This is a genomic window from Curtobacterium citri (assembly GCF_030362955.1).
In the GTDB taxonomy this organism is placed as follows: domain Bacteria; phylum Actinomycetota; class Actinomycetes; order Actinomycetales; family Microbacteriaceae; genus Curtobacterium; species Curtobacterium citri.
This window is the reverse complement of the sequence record NZ_JAUCML010000001.1, coordinates 57,438-75,207: the sequence shown is the minus strand read 5'-3', so window position 1 is coordinate 75,207 and position 17,770 is coordinate 57,438. Positions and strand designations below refer to the sequence as shown.

17 protein-coding genes are annotated in these 17,770 nt (G+C 70.6%); 9 read left to right on the top strand and 8 right to left on the bottom strand.

The window, feature by feature from the left end; translation table 11 throughout:
• Nucleotides 1-20: 20 nt before the first annotated feature.
• Nucleotides 21-1,067 (bottom strand): LacI family DNA-binding transcriptional regulator, encoded by a 1,047-nt coding sequence (locus tag QUG92_RS00350; protein ID WP_182045596.1) that lies wholly within the window; start codon nucleotides 1,065-1,067, stop codon nucleotides 21-23.
• Nucleotides 1,068-1,247: 180 nt separating this feature from the next.
• Here QUG92_RS00350 and chvE point away from each other — a divergent pair, with 180 nt between their 5' ends.
• The 3 genes from chvE (at nucleotide 1,248) to mmsB (ending at nucleotide 5,198) form a co-directional block, all read left to right on the top strand.
• Complete coding sequence (chvE, locus tag QUG92_RS00345) at nucleotides 1,248-2,378, top strand: multiple monosaccharide ABC transporter substrate-binding protein (RefSeq protein ID WP_069713111.1); 1,131 nt, start codon at nucleotides 1,248-1,250, stop codon at nucleotides 2,376-2,378.
• Between the two features lie 101 nt (nucleotides 2,379-2,479).
• On the top strand, nucleotides 2,480-4,030 hold the full coding sequence (gene mmsA / locus QUG92_RS00340) for a multiple monosaccharide ABC transporter ATP-binding protein (protein WP_289457134.1): 1,551 nt from the start codon (nucleotides 2,480-2,482) through the stop codon (nucleotides 4,028-4,030).
• Nucleotides 4,017-5,198, top strand: coding sequence for a multiple monosaccharide ABC transporter permease (mmsB, locus tag QUG92_RS00335; protein WP_069713109.1), 1,182 nt, complete (start codon nucleotides 4,017-4,019; stop codon nucleotides 5,196-5,198). Before mmsA ends, mmsB begins: the two co-directional genes overlap by 14 nt.
• A 91-nt stretch (nucleotides 5,199-5,289) precedes the next feature.
• On the opposite strand, the gene QUG92_RS00330 is transcribed toward mmsB, so the two are convergent.
• Nucleotides 5,290-6,627, bottom strand: coding sequence for an alpha-amylase family glycosyl hydrolase (locus QUG92_RS00330; protein WP_289457132.1), 1,338 nt, complete (start codon nucleotides 6,625-6,627; stop codon nucleotides 5,290-5,292).
• A 66-nt stretch (nucleotides 6,628-6,693) separates the two neighbouring features.
• Between QUG92_RS00330 and QUG92_RS00325 the strand changes: the two genes are divergently transcribed.
• From QUG92_RS00325 to QUG92_RS00315, 3 genes are all read left to right on the top strand, one after another.
• Entirely contained in the window at nucleotides 6,694-7,092 is a 399-nt protein-coding gene (locus QUG92_RS00325) for a DUF3253 domain-containing protein (protein WP_182045593.1), read from the top strand.
• A 35-nt stretch (nucleotides 7,093-7,127) separates the two neighbouring features.
• Nucleotides 7,128-8,222, top strand: a complete 1,095-nt coding sequence (locus QUG92_RS00320; protein WP_289457129.1) for an SDR family oxidoreductase — start codon at nucleotides 7,128-7,130, stop codon at nucleotides 8,220-8,222.
• A 129-nt stretch (nucleotides 8,223-8,351) separates the two neighbouring features.
• On the top strand, nucleotides 8,352-8,528 hold the full coding sequence (locus QUG92_RS00315; protein WP_182045591.1) for a CsbD family protein: 177 nt from the start codon (nucleotides 8,352-8,354) through the stop codon (nucleotides 8,526-8,528).
• 87 nt (nucleotides 8,529-8,615) lie between these two features.
• Here the strand turns inward: QUG92_RS00315 and QUG92_RS00310 are convergent, their stop codons facing one another.
• Nucleotides 8,616-9,689: a spore photoproduct lyase family protein gene (locus QUG92_RS00310; protein ID WP_289457128.1), complete on the bottom strand. Its 1,074-nt coding sequence runs from the start codon at nucleotides 9,687-9,689 to the stop codon at nucleotides 8,616-8,618.
• Between the two features lie 45 nt (nucleotides 9,690-9,734).
• On the opposite strand from QUG92_RS00310, the gene QUG92_RS00305 reads away from it, so the two are divergent.
• Nucleotides 9,735-10,046 (top strand): biopolymer transporter Tol, encoded by a 312-nt coding sequence (locus tag QUG92_RS00305; protein ID WP_289457127.1) that lies wholly within the window; start codon nucleotides 9,735-9,737, stop codon nucleotides 10,044-10,046.
• Between the two features lie 33 nt (nucleotides 10,047-10,079).
• Nucleotides 10,080-10,361: a hypothetical protein gene (locus QUG92_RS00300; protein WP_289457125.1), complete on the top strand. Its 282-nt coding sequence runs from the start codon at nucleotides 10,080-10,082 to the stop codon at nucleotides 10,359-10,361.
• Between the two features lie 106 nt (nucleotides 10,362-10,467).
• Here the strand turns inward: QUG92_RS00300 and QUG92_RS00295 are convergent, their stop codons facing one another.
• Nucleotides 10,468-11,481 carry an App1 family protein phosphatidate phosphatase gene (locus QUG92_RS00295; protein ID WP_289457124.1) on the bottom strand — a complete coding sequence of 338 codons (1,014 nt, stop codon included), beginning with the start codon at nucleotides 11,479-11,481 and terminating at the stop codon, nucleotides 10,468-10,470.
• Between the two features lie 88 nt (nucleotides 11,482-11,569).
• Here QUG92_RS00295 and QUG92_RS00290 point away from each other — a divergent pair, with 88 nt between their 5' ends.
• Nucleotides 11,570-12,337, top strand: a complete 768-nt coding sequence (locus QUG92_RS00290; RefSeq protein WP_289457123.1) for an SGNH/GDSL hydrolase family protein — start codon at nucleotides 11,570-11,572, stop codon at nucleotides 12,335-12,337.
• A gap of 13 nt (nucleotides 12,338-12,350) precedes the next feature.
• Here QUG92_RS00290 and QUG92_RS00285 read toward each other — a convergent pair whose 3' ends face one another.
• The 4 genes from QUG92_RS00285 to QUG92_RS00270 form a co-directional block, all read right to left on the bottom strand.
• Nucleotides 12,351-14,177 carry a glycoside hydrolase family 35 protein gene (locus QUG92_RS00285; RefSeq protein WP_289457122.1) on the bottom strand — a complete coding sequence of 609 codons (1,827 nt, stop codon included), beginning with the start codon at nucleotides 14,175-14,177 and terminating at the stop codon, nucleotides 12,351-12,353.
• A 76-nt stretch (nucleotides 14,178-14,253) separates the two neighbouring features.
• On the bottom strand, nucleotides 14,254-15,588 hold the full coding sequence (locus QUG92_RS00280) for an ABC transporter substrate-binding protein (RefSeq protein ID WP_141718986.1): 1,335 nt from the start codon (nucleotides 15,586-15,588) through the stop codon (nucleotides 14,254-14,256).
• Nucleotides 15,589-15,705: 117 nt separating this feature from the next.
• Nucleotides 15,706-16,689, bottom strand: coding sequence for a carbohydrate ABC transporter permease (locus QUG92_RS00275; RefSeq protein ID WP_289457119.1), 984 nt, complete (start codon nucleotides 16,687-16,689; stop codon nucleotides 15,706-15,708).
• Nucleotides 16,686-17,624 carry a carbohydrate ABC transporter permease gene (locus tag QUG92_RS00270; protein WP_182045584.1) on the bottom strand — a complete coding sequence of 313 codons (939 nt, stop codon included), beginning with the start codon at nucleotides 17,622-17,624 and terminating at the stop codon, nucleotides 16,686-16,688. The genes QUG92_RS00275 and QUG92_RS00270 overlap by 4 nt, the downstream gene beginning before the upstream one ends.
• Between the last annotated feature and the right edge of the window lie 146 nt (nucleotides 17,625-17,770).

Sequence of the window (17,770 nt, the reverse complement as noted above, 5' to 3'; positions counted from 1 at the left end):
CGGCATACCGCGCGCCGGGGTCACGCGCTCCGGCGCACCACCAGCTCCGGTCGCAGCAGCGCCTGGTCCATCGGCGCACCCTCGACGACCGCACGCACGGCGGTGAGCACCCGCTCGCCCATCGCCACGAAGTCCTGCCGCACCGTGGTCAGCGGCGGGGTGAAGTGCGCGGCCTCCGGGATGTCGTCGAAGCCCACGACGGCGATGTCGTCCGGCACGCGGAGCCCCTCGTCCGCGAAGGCGTGCAGGACCCCGAGCGCCATCTGGTCGTTCCCCGCGAACACCGCGTCGACCGCGTGCACGTCGATCGTCCGCGCCGCCGCGAAGCCGCTCGCCGGGGTCCAGTCGCCGTCGAGGACGACCGGCTCGAGGCCCGCCTCGCGCATGATCCGCTCGAAGGTGGCGCGGCGCACCTCGGACTCCTGCGACACCGCCGGTCCGGCGATGTGCACGATGCGCCGGTGCCCGCGGGCGAACAGGTGGTCCATCACGAGCGTCGTGCCGGCGGCCTGGTCGATCGCGACGGCGGCCACGCTCGGCGCCGCCGGGGTCAGGGCGTCCCGCTGCACGGCGTTGGCGACGACGACCGGCACGGAGACCGGGATGGTCAGGGACGCGAGGGCGTCGAGCACGCGGTTGTCGGCGGCGACGAGCACGATCGCGGCGACGTCCTGCGCCAGCAGCGTGGTGAGCGCCCCGGACAGGTCGATCGGGCGCGGCTCGTCCGGCAGCGTGGAGAGCAGGACGTGGTAGCCCGCCGACCGGGCCGCCCGCTCGAAGCCGATCGCCGTGCTCGACGGCCCGTACAGCGCGTCGCCGGCGGTGATGATGCCGAGCGCCCGGCTGCGTCCGCCGGCGAGTGCCCGGGCCGCGGCCCGCGGGCGGTACCCGAGGGCCGCGACGGCGTCCGTCACCTGGGACCGGTAGGCCTCGCGCACGGTCGGGTCGCCGTTGATCACCCGGGAGACGGTCTGGTGGGAGACGCCCGCGCGCTCGGCGACGTCGAAGATCGTCGGGGCCTTGCGGCGTCTGCCGCCGGGACCCCCGAGCGCGGTCGTGGTCGTCACCTGGCCGAGCGTAGCGCCCGGTCCGCCCCGCGCGGCAACATCTCGGATCGGTCACGACGAGTTGACACCCCGCCACGGAACCCTCAGTATGTGAGCGCTCACACGAGCACATCCCACGGGGCACAGCAGCCCCGGCACCCGAGTGCGTCGATGTCGACGCGCAGGAACAGAGGTACTTCGATGATGAAGCGCAGGATCGTCGCGGGCGTCGCAGCCTTCGGCATCGCCATCGCACTGGCCGGCTGCTCCGCAGGCGGACGCGGCGCCACCGGCAGCGGTGACGGCGGCGGCGACAACAAGGGCGCCCTGGTCGGCGTCGCCATGCCGACCAAGGTCTCCGAGCGGTGGATCAAGGACGGCGACGCCGTCAAGAGCGACCTCGAGAAGGCCGGCTACAAGGTCGACCTCGAGTACGGCGACAACAAGGTCCAGCAGCAGGCCCAGCAGGTCAGCAACATGATCACCAAGGGCGCGAAGGTGCTCATCATCGCGTCGATCGACGGTGGCGCGCTCTCCGACCAGCTCGACCAGGCGGCGAAGGCCGGCATCAAGGTCATCTCGTACGACCGCCTGCTCACCGGCAACAAGAACGTCGACTACTACGTGTCGTTCGACAACTACAAGGTCGGCGTCGACCAGGCCACGTCGCTGCTCACCGGCCTCGGCGTGGTCGACGCGGACGGCAAGAAGACCGGCAAGAAGGGCCCCTTCAACATCGAGGTCTTCGCCGGCTCGCTCGACGACAACAACGCGGGCTTCTTCTTCAACGGCGCGATGGACACCCTCAAGCCGTACCTCGAGGACGGCACGCTGAAGATCGGCTCCGGCCAGGACCAGCTCTCGCAGGCCGCCACGCAGCAGTGGGACCCGGCGACCGCCAAGGCCCGCATGCAGAACCTCGTCGCGTCGACCTACTCCGGCGGCACGAAGCTCGACGGCGTGCTCTCGCCCTACGACGGCATGTCGATCGGCATCATCTCGGCCCTGCAGGGCGCCGGCTACGGCTCGGGTGACCGTCCGCTGCCGATCGTGACCGGCCAGGACGCCGAGGCCGCCTCGGTCAAGTCGATCATCGCGGGCCAGCAGTACTCCACCATCTACAAGGACACGCGCAAGCTCGCGAAGCAGTCCGTGACGATGGCCGAGGACCTGCTCACCGGCAAGACCCCCGAGACGAACGACGACAAGAGCTACGACAACAAGGTCAAGGTCGTCCCGACCTACCTGTTCCAGCCGACCGTCGTCACGAAGGACAACTACAAGGAAGTCCTCGTCGACTCGGGCTACTACACCGAGGCCGACCTCAAGTAGTCGCAACCATCCACAGGACTGGAGGCGCGGTGCGGCCCCGCACCGCGCCTCCAGTCCGTCTCCACCCGCGCGCACGCGCGGATGACGGAAAGGCGGTCCACATGGCGGACACCATCCTCGAGATGCGGGACATCACGAAGACCTTCCCCGGTGTGAAGGCGCTGCAGGGCGTCTCGATCGAGGTCGAGCGCGGCCAGGTCCACGCGATCTGCGGCGAGAACGGCGCGGGCAAGTCGACCCTGATGAAGGTGCTGTCGGGCGTCTACCCGCACGGCTCCTTCGACGGCGAGATCCTGCTCGACGGCAAGCCGGTGCAGTTCGGTGACATCAACGACTCCGAGAAGGCGGGCGTGGTGATCATCCACCAGGAGCTCGCACTCAGCCCCTTCCTGTCGATCGCCGAGAACATCTTCCTCGGCAACGAGCGCGTCAAGGGCGGGCTCATCGACTGGAACAAGACGAACCTCGAGGCCGCGGCGCTGCTCAAGCGCGTCGGGCTCAAGGACAACCCGGTCACCAAGATCACCGACATCGGTGTGGGCAAGCAGCAGCTCGTCGAGATCGCGAAGGCGCTCTCGAAGGAGGTCCGGCTCCTCATCCTCGACGAGCCGACCGCCGCGCTGAACGACGACGACTCGGAGCACCTGCTCGAGCTCATCCGCTCGCTGCAGGCCGAGGGCATGACGGCGATCATCATCAGCCACAAGCTCAACGAGATCAAGGCGATCGCCGACAAGGTCACGATCATCCGCGACGGCAAGACGATCGAGACGCTCGACATGCACGGCGACGACGTCTCCGAGGACCGGATCATCCGGGGCATGGTCGGTCGCGACCTGTCGAGCCGCTACCCGGAGCGCGAGCCGAAGATCGGCGAGGAGCTCCTGCGCATCGAGGACTGGACCGTCCACCACCCGCTCGACGGCTCCCGCGAGATCATCCACCAGGTGAACCTCGACGTCCGCGCCGGCGAGGTCGTCGGCATCGCCGGCCTCATGGGCGCGGGCCGCACGGAACTCGCGATGAGCGTCTTCGGGCACTCGTACGGCACCGGCATCTCCGGCACGGTCTACAAGCGCGGCGTGCCGATCAAGACGAACACCGTGACGCGGGCGATCGACAACGGCATCGCCTACGCCACCGAGGACCGCAAGCGGTACGGCCTCAACCTCATCGACGACATCAAGCGGAACATCTCCGGCTCGGCGCTCGGCAAGCTCGCCGACTGGGGCTTCGTGAACGCGTCGAAGGAGACCACGGTGGCCGGCGGCTTCCTGAAGAGCATGAACATCAAGGCGCCGAACGTCGACGCCGTGACGGGCAAGCTCTCCGGCGGCAACCAGCAGAAGGTCGTCCTGTCGAAGTGGATGTACGCCGACCCCGACGTGCTCATCCTCGACGAACCGACCCGCGGCATCGACGTCGGCGCGAAGTACGAGATCTACACGCTCATCAACGCGCTCGCCGACCAGGGCAAGGGCGTGATCGTGATCTCGTCCGAGCTGCCCGAGCTGCTCGGCATCTGCGACCGCATCTACACACTCTCCGAGGGCACGATCACCGCTGACGTGCCCCGCTCCGAGGCCACACCCGAGGTCCTCATGCAGTACATGACCCAGGAACGGGAGACCCCAGTCAATGAACGCGCTTAAGTCCGCCGCCGGCTACCTGACCGGGCAGCTCCGACAGATCGGCCTGTTCATCGCGCTGATCGTCATCGTCATCTTCTTCCAGGTGGCGACGAGCGGCATCACGCTGGCCCCGATCAACGTCTCGAACATCATCGTCCAGAACAGCTACATCCTGATCCTGGCGATCGGCATGGTCATGGTGATCATCGCCGGCCACATCGACCTGTCGGTCGGGTCGGTCGTCGCCTTCAGCGGCGCGATGGCCGGCGTGATGATCACGCAGTGGGGCATCCCGTGGCCCGTGGCGGCACTCCTCTGCCTCGTCGTCGGTGCGCTCGTCGGCGCCTGGCAGGGCTTCTGGATCGCGTACTTCGGCATCCCGGCGTTCATCGTGACGCTCGCCGGCATGCTCGCCTTCCGCGGTGCCACCCAGATCGTGCTGCAGAACCAGCAGATCTCGCCGTTCCCGGAGGGCTTCCGCTCGCTCGGCTCCGGCTTCCTGCCGTCGTTCGGCACCACGGGCTACGAGCCGCTCACGATGATCCTCGGCATCGCGGCCGCCGCCGTCATGGTGATCTCCGCGTTCCGCGGGCGCATCACGCGCCGCAAGTACCAGCTCGAGAGCGAGCCGTTCGCCTGGTTCATCGTGAAGACGGCCTTCGGCGCCGCACTCGTGATCTACGTGGCGCTGCTGCTCGCCAGCTACAACGGCACCCCGATCGTGCTCGTCGTGCTCGGCCTGCTCGTGGTCGTCTACTCGGTGGTCATGCGCAGCTCGGTGTTCGGTCGCCACGTCTACGCGATCGGTGGCAACGCCCTCGCCGCGCAGCTGTCCGGCGTCAAGACCAAGCGCGTCACGTTCCTGCTCTTCGTGAACATGGGCGTCATCGCGGCCCTGGCGGGCGTGGTCTTCACGGGCCAGCTCAACCTGGCCGCCCCGGGTGCCGGCAACGGCTTCGAGCTCGACGCCATCGCGGCCGTGTTCATCGGTGGCGCCGCGGTCACCGGCGGCATCGGCACGGTGCCAGGAGCGATCGTCGGTGGTCTCATCATCGGCATCCTGAACAACGGCATGTCGATCCTCGGTGTCGGCACCGAGTACCAGTCGCTCATCAAGGGCCTGGTGCTGCTCGCCGCCGTCGCGTTCGACGTGTTCAACAAGCGCCGGGCGGCGTCCGCGCGCAAGTAGCGGTCGGTCCCCGGCCGCCGAGGCTCGGGTCGGCGGACGGTTTCGTGGTCGTGGGACCACGGGACCGTCCGCCGGCCCGAGTCTCGTTGTTTCAGGCGGCCAGGACGGCCCACCCGGCGGCCGGGAGGCGCAGGGTGCCGTCCCGCAGGTCGCCACCGCCCGCCTCGACCCGCGTCGCGTCGGCGGCGGGCAGCTCGACGGGGTCGTCCGCCAGGTTCAGGGCGGTCACCACCGCGGCGTCGGCCGTCGCGGTGCGCAGGACGACCGCGGTGTTGGTCAGGTGGACGACGTCGGTGTGGGCGCGGTGCAGCCACGGGTTGCGCCGCCGCAGGGCCACGAGCGCCTCGACCGCGTGGGTCAGGTCGGTCGGCTCGGGTACGGTCGACGGCAGCTCCGGTCGCACCGCGTCGTCGCCGCCCTCGCGCTCCTCCTTGACCGCGGTCCAGCCGTACTCGTCGCCGGCGTAGACGACGGGCGTGCCCGCGACGGTGAACAGCACCGCCGCCGCGTGCCCCGCGAACCGCTCCCCCACCGCGCTCGCGATGCGGGTGACGTCGTGGTTGCCGACGAAGGTCGTCGGGACGAACGTGCCCAGCAGGGCGTCGTGCCGTTCGACCGCGTGCGCGAGCTCGAAGCAGTTCCGGTCCGCGATGCCGTGCCAGACCGCCTGCCACAGCTCGTACTGCGTGGTCGAGTCCATCGTCGACTGTGCGACGACGGCCGCCGCGTCGCCGTGGATGACCTCGCCGCTGAACCACGCGTCGGGGAAGCGCTCCCGGACGCGCGGCAGCACCCGCGCCCAGAACGCCGGCGGCACCGCGTAGGCCGCGTCGAGCCGCCACCCGTCGATGCCGCGCCCCAGCCAGTACGTCATCACCTCGACCACCAGGTCCTCGGCGGCACGGCCCTCGTGGTCGAGCGCGACGAGGATGTCGTGCCCCTCGAAGTCCCGGACCGGCACGGGGTCCCCGGCCTGCCAACCGGACCGCTCGACGGCGAAGAGCTCCGCGGTCGGGGCGTCCGGGCCCTGCTCCTCGAGCGCACGGAAGGCGGGGTGCTCGCGCCCGACGTGGTTGAACACGCCGTCGAGCACGACCCGCACGCCGCGTTCGTGGGCTGCCCCGACGAGTGCGTCGAGGTCGGCGTCGTCGCCGAGCCGCGGGTCGACCCGGAAGTGGTCGACCGTGTCGTACCCGTGCGTCGAGCTCGCGAACACCGGGCCGAGCAGCAGCCCGTTCAGCCCGAGGTCGACCACGTGGTCGAGCCAGGGCACGAGCCGCTGGAGCCGGTGCTCGACGGCACGCTCGTCGACCGGGGTCCCCGGTCGGACGTCGGCACCGACGGCCCCGAGCGGGTAGACGTGCCACCACATCACGTGTTCGACCCAGGCGGGCTCGTGCGGGCGGAGGGGCTTCGGGTCCGGGTTCACCGCTCCGATGCTGCCAGCCGGGTCCGGGCTGTGCACAGGTCCGGACCCGGGGACGAGGATGGGCGCATGGGACGATCGATCAGGACCGCCGAGGACGCAGCGGCGTCGGAGCAGGCACACGCGGAGCGCACCTGCGCATCGTGCGGCCGACGGATGCCGTCGTCGGCCCCGCACGACGCGAAGTACTGCTCGGCGGCGTGCCGGAAGCACGGCCTCGACGACACCGACCGCGCGCTCGAGCAGCGGATCGACGAGCTCCTCGCCGCCCGTGCGCGGAGCGCGAGCATCTGCCCGTCCGAGGTCGCCCGGTCCGTCGCGCCGGACGACTGGCGTCCGCTCATGGAGCCGGCACGACGAGCGGCCCGGCGGATGGTGGCGCGGGGCGAGGTCGAGATCACGCAGCACGGCAGCGTGGTCGACCCGTCCACGGCGAAGGGCCCGATCCGGATCCGCCGCCCCCGGTAGGGAACACCTGTCGTCGGTGCGCGTTGCACCCGACGATGACGACCACCACAGAACCGATCCCCGCCCGCCCCGAAGCCCTCGTCGTGGGGGCCAGCGGCATCACCGGCTCCGCCCTCGTCGACCACCTGCTCGACCTCGGGTGGGCCGTGACCGCGCTCTCCCGCCGTCCGCTCCCCCGCGACGGCGTCCGGACCGTCCCCGCGGACCTGCGCGACCCGGACTCGCTCCGGGCGGCGCTGGCGGACGAACGCCCGACGCACGTGTTCTTCACCGCCTGGCAGCGACAGGACACCGAGGCCGAGAACATCCGGGTCAACGGCGGCATGGTCCGGGACCTGCTCGCCGCCCTCGCGCACGCGCCGCTCGAGCACGTCGCGCTCGTCACCGGCCTGAAGCACTACCTCGGCCCGTTCGAGGCGTACGCCGCCGGCGAGATGCCGGACACGCCCTTCCACGAGGAGGAGCCGCGCCTGGACACCCCGAACTTCTACTACGCGCAGGAGGACGAACTGTTCGCCGCCGCCGAGCGCCAGGGCTTCACGTGGTCCGTCCACCGCTCGCACACGGTGATCGGCCACGCGGTCGGCAACGCGATGAACATGGGCCTGACGATCGCGGTCCAGGCCACGCTCGCCAAGGAACTCGACCTCGACTTCGTCTTCCCCGGCAGCGAGGCGCAGTGGAACGGCCTGACGGACATGACCGACTCGGGCATCCTCGCCGAGCACATGGTGTGGGCGGCGACCAGTCCCGAGGGGGCGGACGAGGCGTTCAACGTGGTCAACGGCGACGTCTTCCGCTGGCGGTGGATGTGGCCGCGGCTCGCCGCGCACCTCGGCGTCGACCCGGCACGCGTCGTCGGGTACGCATACCGTCCGCGCCCGCTCGAGGAGCAGATGGCCCCGCACGAGTCGGCGTGGGCGGACATCGCTGAGCGGCACGGACTCGTCGAGTCCGACATCGCGCGCCTGGCGTCCTGGTGGCACACCGACGCCGACCTCGGCCGTGCAATGGAGGTCGTGACCGACATGGGCAAGAGCCGCGAGGCGGGCTTCACGGCCTTCCGCCGGACCGAGCGCGCCTTCACCGAGCTGTTCGACCGCTACCGCGCGGACCGGCTCGTCCCGTAGTCGTACCCCGCTGGTACAGGTCGGGGTACAGCAACCTCCGCCCCTGCCGCGAGCCGTCCACCGAAGGGTGGTTGTGTCGAGTGCACAGGCGCCGGGAACCCTCGGCGGTTCCCGGAGGAAGGAAGCACCATGTCGCTCGGAGACAAGGCCAAGGACGTCACGCAGAAGGTCGCCGGCAAGGTCGAGGAGGCTGTCGGCAAGAAGACCGACGACGCCGAACTCAAGCACCAGGGCCAGAAGGACCAGGTCATGGGCGAGGGTCGCCTCGACAAGGAGAAGGCCAAGGACGCGTTCGACGGCAAGTGATCGTCGATCACCCGTGATGCCCGCACCGCTCGACGGTGCGGGCGTTCGTCGTTCCGGGCCGTCGCCGACGTCGGCCTGGCCGTCGAGTCAGAACGCGTAGCGGATGGTGCAGGACGGCAGGTGCTCGGCGACGAGCTCCCGGAAGCGCTCCACGAGCTGCCCCTTCATCCCCGACCGGTAGCGCACGTTGACGGCGCCGTTCTGCGACACCTTCTGCTCCTGCAGGTCTGGACGCCAGAGGAGGTCCTCGGCCTTCGGGTGCCAGCCGAGGTTCACCTCGTGCAGGGGCTGGTTGTGCGTGAGGAAGATCACCTCGGCGGCGAGCTGCGCCTTCGCGGCCGGGGACAGCACGTCGTCGACCTGACGGAGCAGCTCGGCCCAGTCGGCCTCCCATGTCGGGGTGAGGATGACCGGCGAGAAGTTGAGGTGGACCTCGTACCCGGCGTCGACGAAGTCGTTGACCGCGGCGATGCGCTCGGCGATCGGGCTCGTGCGGATGTCCGTGACCTTCGCGGTCTCGTGCGGCATGAGGGAGAACCGGATGCGCGAGCGCCCCAGCGGGTCCCAGTCGAGCAGGTCGCGGTTGACGTACTTCGTGGCGAACGAGGCCTTCGCCGTCGGGGTCATCCGGAACAGGTCGCAGAGGTCGCGCACGTTGTCGCTGATCATCGCGTCGACCGAGCAGTCGCTGTTCTCGCCGATGTCGTAGACCCAGGCCTCGGGGTCGCACTGGTTCGGCTCGGTCTTCGGGCCCTGCTTGGCGATGTTCCGGGCGACGTGCTTCGTGATCTGCTCGATGTTCGCGAACACCGTCACCGGGTTCGAGTAGCCCTTGCGGCGCGGGACGTAGCAGTAGGCGCACGCCATCGCGCAGCCGTTCGCGGTCGACGGGGCGATGAAGTCCGCGGAGCGACCGTTCGGCCGGGTCACGAGCGACTTCTTGACGCCGAGCACGAGCGCCTCAGTCTTGATCCGCACCCAGCGCTGCACGTTCCGCTCGTCGCCGTGCACCTCGGGGATGTTCCAGTGCGAGGCGACGGGCACGATCTCGGCCTCGGGCCAGCGCCCGACCACCTCCTGCCCCCGCGGGAGCTGGAGGGCGGCGTCCTCGGCGTAGATCCGCTTGACGTCGAGCATCGGACGGGTGCGCGCTTCGGTCATCGACACCTGTCTACCGCCGACCACCGACGGTGCAGACTCGGGAGCATGACCGCCGAGCCCGACGACCACTTCTTCGTCGTGGACGGCCGCCGCTGGCGCCGGACCGACCCCGCGCTCCCGGAGGAGGTCGCCGCGGCCCTCCGCTCCCACCTCGGTCGCGGTCGCAACGCGGTGAAGCGGGCGAAGCAGGCCGGCGACGAGGACGCCCTCGCCGCCGCACGGCACCGGAACGGCCTGGCGAAGCACGGCCTCGGCGAGCGCGGCCCGGAGTGGTGGTCGCGCCCCGAGGCCGACCGGATCGCCGACGCCCGTCGTGCCCTGGCCGACCTCGACGCCCTCGACGCGGACTCACCGTGACGATCCTGACCCGGTAGCCCCGTCCGGACGGTCGTGTCGGTCCGGCTCCCCCGCGTCGCCGTCCGCCTGACCGAGGACCGACTCGAGTACGTCGGCTTCCTGCTCTCGTGGTCCGCACCGCGGGCCGGGATCGACACCGTGCTCGACGACGCCTTCGTCGAGTGGCGGGACGAGCGCGGTGTCGAGCACCGGCGGCAGATCGGGTTGCTGACCCGAGCATGGGAGGACGACGGCACGAGGTTCGCTCCGCGGTGGCGCTGGCGCCGCGAAGGGTTGCTCCGGGTGCGCCACTGGGCGGACGCCCGCGCCTGCTGATCCTTCCCAGGACGCCCGCGATGGGAAGCGAGAACGGGCGTACCCGGTCGGGCGTTCCCACCAGGGACGCCCGTTCCGACCAGCTCCGCCCGATCCTCCGCGGCGGTCAGCGCAACGCGGCGCGGAGCAGCGGCAGGAGGGCATCGCCGTCCGTGCCGCGGACGACCGGGACCCCGGCGAGCTCCGAGGTCCCTCCGGCGTCCCGGGCGTCCGGCGCCACCTGTCGCAGCGCGATGGCGTCGACCGACCCGGGGTGCGCGCGGGCGAACTCCTCGTAGAGGTCCGGATCGTGCTCGCCGTCGTCGCCGATCAGCACCCAGGACACCTCGGGCAGGTCCTCGTGCAACCGCACGAGCGAGGAACGCTTGTGCTCCGAGCCGTCGCGGAACCACCGCGTCGGCGTGATGCCCCAGTCGGTCATCAGGACGGCGCCCGCGGGGAACCCCTGCTTCCGGAGGAAGCGTGTGACGACACCGGCGAAGTTCCACGGCCCGTTGCTGAGGTACACCGTGGCCGCTCCCTCCTGTCGGCGAGCGGCCTCGCGGACGAGGGCCGCCATGCCGGGGACCACCCGGCGGGTCGAGCTCGTGCCGAGGAGCGTGCGTCGTGCCGCCTGCAACGGGTGCCCGATCCCGGTCACCCAGACCGTGTCGTCGATGTCGCAGACGACACCCCGTCGTGCGGTGACGACGTGGACCGGGACCCTGGCCGGGGGCCGGCCGTCCACGTGCAGCAGCGCCGTGGCCGGACCGTCGCCGAGCGGCTCGTCCAGCGGGACCGTCACGTCGACCAGCCCACCATCGTCGCTCGACACGGTGGTCGTCACACCGGCGAGCTCGACGCGCACCTCGGCCGCCGGGCACTCCAGGGTGAGGAGCCGCCGCCACGCAGCGACACCACGGCGGGCAGCGGGGTCGGCCGACGCCGGAGCGAGCACGACGCGCGCGAGGACCCGCGCCTGGTGCGTGCTCGCGTAGCCCGAGTACGGGAGCAGTGCGGGCCGCCACCCGACGCGCTCGGCGAGCGCCGACGCCCCTGCCCGGAGCCGGGTCCCCGTCGCGTACGCGACCGGGACGGCCCCCTGCTGAACGGCACGCAGGAGACGGGTCAGGGCAGCCATCGGCCCACCCTACCGACGCGTCCGTGAGCGGAGCCGGGTGGACGCCGGGCCCAGCACCGGGGTCCTCCACCGTGCATACGATGGCCGGATGACCGTGCCCGAGGACAGCCCGATCCGGTACGTCGCCGTCGGCGACAGCTTCTCCGAGGGCGTCGGCGACGAGGGGCCGGCGCCGTTCACCGGGTGGACGGGGCGGCTCGCGAGCGCCCTCGCGGCGACCACGAGCCAGCCGGTCTGGTTCGCGAACCTCGCGATCCGCGGACGGTTGCTCGACGGGGTGCTCGGCGAACAGGTGCACCAGGCACTCGCCCTCGACCCGCAGCCGACCCTCGTGACGTTCTGCGCGGGCGGCAACGACCTGCTGCGGCCCTCCTTCGACATCCCCGCGCTGATCGGGCGGCTCGGAGCGGCCGCCGAACGCTTCCGGGAACGCGGCATCCGCCTCGCGCTCGTGAGTCCGGCAGACCCGAGCGCGCGGCTCCCCCTCGGACGGTTGATCAACCGCCGTGGCGACGCGTGGGCCACCGCGTTGTCGGAGCTCGCTGCGGAGCGGGGACTGCCGTTCGTCGACGTCTCACGGGACGTCCAGCTCGGCCAGCCGGAGTTCTGGTCGACCGACCGCCTGCACATGAACGCGCTCGGGCACCAGCGCGTGGCGGAACTGGCGCTCCGCGCGATCGCCGACGGCCCCGGCCCGGTCGACGCGGCAGCACCCGAGGCCGTGGGGACCCGCCTGGCCGAGGAGCTGCGGTACTACCGCGAGTACGTGGTGCCCTGGCTCGGTCGGCGGATCAGGCGCCGGTCGTCCGGGGACGGCCGGACCGCGCCCCTCCCGACGTGGACGCCCGTGTCCTGATCCGCCCGGCCCGTCAGGCCTCGGTGTGCCCCAGGTCCGGCTCGGCGAGCAGGCAGACCGTACGGGACGCCGCCGCGTGCAGCTCCAGGACGACGACCTCGTTCCGACCGGCACGGAGCACCGGACCCGGCACGGCCAGTGTCTTCTGGGGTCCTCGCGACCAGTACCGGCCGAGGCAGAAGCCGTTGACCCAGGCGACCCCCTTGCGGAAGCCGTCGAGCGACAGGTACCGGTCGTCGGCCGTCGCCAGGTCGAACGACCCCGCCGCGACCACCGGACCGGCGAGCACGTCGCCACCCGTCGGCACGACGTCTGCCAGTGCCGACAGCGCTGCCGGGGCGATCGGGTCGAGGGCGAGCGGCGACGCGGACCACCGGGCGAGCGGCACGCCGTCGACGGCCACGCCGCCGATCAGGCCCTTCGGCTCGCCGATGCGGGGCCCGTAGTCGACGCGGCCCTGGTCCTCGACGAGGAGCTCGAGCGTGCCGACGACCGGCGGGAGGGCGATCGCCCGGTCGTGGTGCTCGCGTTCGAGGACGCCGACCACCACCCCGTCGACGGAGACGACCGCTCGGTCGCGGACCTCGGTGCCGACGGTCAGGACGCCCCCGGTGGGCAGGTCGACCTCGGTCCGGTACAGCACGAAGCCGCTCGCGGCGCCGAGGGCGTCGAAGGTCGGCGGCTCGTCGTGCGTCGACCAGTCGGTGAGCGTGGGCAGCAGGGAGCGGAGCGACGCGACGCGGTCCAGGCGGACGGCGAGGTCCGTGGCGGGGGTGACCCGTGCCTCCCGGCCGCTCCGATCGTCATACGTTTCGAGGCGACCCGAACCACCCTCCCGCATCGACTCGGGCAGCGGCGGGACGGGCGCGTAGCGCTCGATGACCGCGCGGAAGGCGTGGAACTTCGCCGTCGGGCGACCGGCCTCGTCGAGCGGGGCGTCGTAGTCGTACGAGGTCGCGATCGGACGGTACACGCCCTTGTCGTTCGCGCCGTTGGTGAAGCCGAAGTTCGTGCCGCCGTGGAACATGTAGATGTTGACGGAGCCGCCGGCGGCGAGCAGGTCGTCGAGGTCCGATGCCGACGCGGACGCCGGGGTGGTGTGGTGGTGCTCGCCCCAGCTGTCGAACCAGCCGTCCCAGAACTCCGAGCACATGAGCGGCCCGGTCGGCTGCGCCTGGCGGAGTCGCTCGAGCCGCGCGGTGGAGCGCGAGCCGAAGGAACCGGTCTTGTGGAGCGAGGGCAGCGACCCGTCCTCGAGCATCGAGTCCATCGGCTGGTCGACGCTCGTGAACGGGACGGTCAGGCCGACGGCCCGGTGCATCGCCTCGAGCTCACGCAGGTAGGACGCGTCCGAGCCGTAGGCGCCGTACTCGTTCTCGACCTGCACGAGCACGATCGGCCCGCCCTGGTCGATCTGGCGCGGGACGAGCACCGGCGCGAGGTGCTCGAGGTACTCCCGCACGGCGGCGAGGAAGCCCGGCTCGTTCCGGCGGACGCCGACGGTGCCGTCGGCGAAGAGCCAGTACGGCAGCCCGCCGTTGGTCCACTCGGCGCAGATGTAGGGCCCGGGGCGCACGATGGCGTGCATGCCCTCGGCGGCGACCAGGTCGAGGAACCGGCCGAGGTCGAGGCCGCCGGTCAGGTCGAACACACCGGGACGGGGCGCGTGGGCGTTCCAGGCGACGTAGGTCTCGACGGTGTTCAGGCCCATCAGCTTCGCCTTGCGGATCCGGTCCTGCCAGAGGTCCGGGTGCACGCGGAAGTAGTGGATCGCGCCGGACAGGACCCGGTGCGGCTCGCCGTCGAGCAGGAAGTCGGTCTCGCCGATGGCGAAGCGCATGAGGTGACTCGTTTCGTACGACGGGGCCGTGCGGACGGGAGTGTCCGCACGGCCCCGGTGGGGGTGTGACGGGGTGCTACTTGGAGGTGACCGTGAAGCCCTGGTCGTTGCCGTACTTCACGAGGGCCTTCTGCCAGGCCTGCAGCCCGCTCTCGAGCGAGGTGCCCTTCTCGTACGACTGCCCGACGGTGTCGGCGTAGACGCTGTTCGCGTACACCTGGTACGGCAGGTAGGTGAAGTCGTTGGCCGACGTCTTCGACGCGTCCACGAGCACCTCGTTGATCTGCTGGCCACCGAAGTACGACGGCTTCTCCTGCAGGAACGAGCTCGAGTCGAGGTCGGCGGTGGTCGACGGGAAGCCGCCGGACTCCATGAAGACCTTCGTCGACTCCTCGGAGGAGTTCAGCCACTTGAGGAAGCCCGCGGCGAGGGCCGGGTTCTTCGACTGCTTCATGACGACCTGGGAGCTGCCGCCGTTGCTCGCGGTCTGGGCCTGGCCGCCGTCGTAGGTCGGCATCGGGGCGACGCGCCAGTCACCGGCGGACTCCGGGACGCTCGCGATCAGGTTGCCGGGCATCCAGGCACCGGTCACCATCGTGGCGATCTGGCCGTTGCCGAGCTGCTTGTACCAGTCGTCGGTCCAGCCGGTGGTCTTCGAGAGCAGGCCCTGCTCGACGAGCTGGTCCCACGTGCTCGCCCACTTCTTGGTGCCGGCGTCCTCGAGGTTGATGGTGATCTTGTCGCCGTCGGTGGTGAAGGGCGTGCCACCGGCCTGGGCGATCATGCTCGTGGTGAAGCCGGCGTCGCCGGAGTCCGCGGCGATGTACGCCTCGGGGTCGGCGGCGTGCAGCTTCTTCGCGGCGGCGATGTACTCGTCCCACGTCTTCGGCACGGCGATGTCGTACTTCGAGAAGACCTTCTCGTTGTAGAACAGCGCCATGGGGCCGGAGTCCTGCGGCAGGCCGTAGACCTTGCCGTCCATCGCGACGTTGCTCCAGGTGCCCTTCGAGAACTTGCTCTCGAGGTCGCCGAAGCCGTACGACGACAGGTCGACGAGCGAGTCGGACAGCGCGAACTGCGGCAGCGCGTAGTACTCGACCTGCGCGACGTCGGGGGCGCCCGAGCCGGCCTTGATCGTGTTCTGCAGCTTCGTGTACTGGTCGGCGCCGGTGCCGGCGTTGACGAGGTTGACCTTGACCTTCGGGTACTGCTTCTCGAAGGCGGCGACCTGCGCCTTGGCCGAGGGGGTCCAGGACCAGTAGGTCAGCGTCCCGCCGTCCTTCAGGGCCTTCGCGATGTCGTCGGACGAACCGCCCGCGGACGAGCCGCCGGAGGCGCAGGCCGCGAGGGCGATCGCGGCGGTGACGCCGATGGCGAGGGCGCTGAGCCCGCGCCGGATGCGCTTGTGCATTCGGGTGCCTTTCACTTCTTCGTGAAGAAGGGACTTCTTCGTGGAGAGGGGGTGGTGCTGCTGCGTGTCGGTCGGGAGGCGCGGGGCGGGCTGCCGGCGTGCCTCCCGTCCGGCGGGTCAGGCCTTGACGGAGCCGGCCGCGAGGCCGGACTGCCAGAAGCGCTGGAGGAAGAGGAACGCGACCACGATCGGGATGATCGTGAGGAGCGAACCGGTGACGACGAGGTTGTAGATCGGCTGCGCGCCGGACCCGGTGGCCTGCGCGTTCCACTGGTTGAGGCCGACCGTGAGCGGGTACCACTTCGGGTCGCTCAGCATGATGAGCGGCAGGAAGTAGTTGTTCCAGGTGGCGACGACCGCGAAGAGCAGGACCGTGACGACACCGGGCGTGAGGAGCTTCAGCGCGATGGTGAAGAAGATCCGGAACTCGCCGGCGCCGTCCATGCGGGCGGCCTCGATGAGCTCGGTCGGGATCGCGTCGATCGCGTACGTCCAGATGAGGTACATGCCGAACGGGCTGATGAGCGACGGCAGGATGATCGCCCACGGGGTGTTCGTCAGGCCGAACTGCGAGAAGAGCAGGAACGTCGGGACCGCGAGGGCGGTACCCGGCACGGCGATGGCACCGAGGACCACGGCGAACACCACGCGGCGACCCGGGAACTGGAACTTCGCCATGCCGTAGCCGGCGACGGTCGCGAGGAGCGTCGCTCCCCCGGCGCCCACGACGACGTACAGCAGCGTGTTGCCGAGCCACTGCATGAAGATGCCGTCGTTGTACGTCAGCGTGTCGACGATGTTCTGCCAGAGGTTGAAGTCACCGCCGAACCAGAGCCCGAAGGTCGACAGGAGCGATGCCTGCGTCTTCGTGCTGTTCACGAGCAGGTAGAACAGCGGCGCGAACGAGTAGACGACGAAGACGACCATCACGGCGGTCAGCAGACCGGAGCGCTTGACCTTGCGTCCGGCGACCGGCGCGCGGCCCCGACCCGGACGGGAGGCACGGGTCGCCCGGTCGCGCGGGTCGCGCTGCGTCGTGGTCGCCTCGGTGACCGTGGCCGGCGTGGTCGCGCCGGCGGCGGGCTGCTGCAGGGTGCTCATCGGTTCTCCTGGCGGGTTCCGCGGACCTGGACGACGTACGCGATCACGGCGGTGATGACACCCATGACGATGGCGACGGTCGCGGAGTAGTTGAACTGCTGGCCGCTGAAGGACAGCGAGTAGGCGTACATGTTCGGGGTGAAGGAGCTACCGATGACGTTCGGGGCGAGCGTCTTCAGCAGGTTCGGCTCGTTGAAGAGCTGGAAGCTGCCGATGATCGAGAAGATCGTCGCGATGACCATCGGGCCGCGGAGGGCCGGCAGCTTGATCGAGAACACGGTCCGCATCGGGCCGGCGCCGTCGAGCTCGGCGGCCTCGTACAGCTCGCCCGGCACGACCCGGAGGGCGGCGTAGAAGATCAGCATGTTGTAGCCGAGGAACTCCCACGTGACCACGTTGCCGATCGACGTGAGGACCCAGCTCGCGCTGAACGGCTGGAGCAGGTCGATGCCGATGAGGTCGTTCGCCGCACCGGTCAGGCCGAACTGGTTGCCGTAGATGAAGCCCCAGATGAGCGCCGCGACGACACCGGGGACGGCGTAGGGCAGGAACACCGCGATGCGGAAGAACCCGGTTCCCCACAGGCGGGCGCTGTCGAGGGCGAGGGCGGCGACGAGGGCCAGCCCGAGCATGATCGGCACCTGCACGAGCAGGAACAGCGTGACGCGGCCGAGGCCCTGCCAGAACGCGCTGTCCTGGAAGAGCTGCACGTAGTTGGCGAACCAGACGAACTGGTTGCCGCCGACGAGCTGGTCGCGGAACAGGCTGAGCCAGAGCGCGTACCCGATCGGGACGATCAGCATGGCCACGAGCACCACGACGAAGGGGCCGACGAAGAGCCAGCCGGTGTACCGCCCCCGGGGCTTCGGGCGGCGGCGAGCGGACGGCCGCGGGGCGGAGGCCGCCTCGGCCGGGCGCGCTGCGAGCGTGCTCATGTGACTCCCTTGTCTGCTGCGTCCGGGTCCTCCGGGTCGAGCGGCTGCGCTCGTCCGCGCGGTGGCGGCGATCCGGAGGGACGTCGATGTTGACGTCAACATCGAACGACGTCACCGTAGCATGGCAACGTCAACATGCGCTAGCG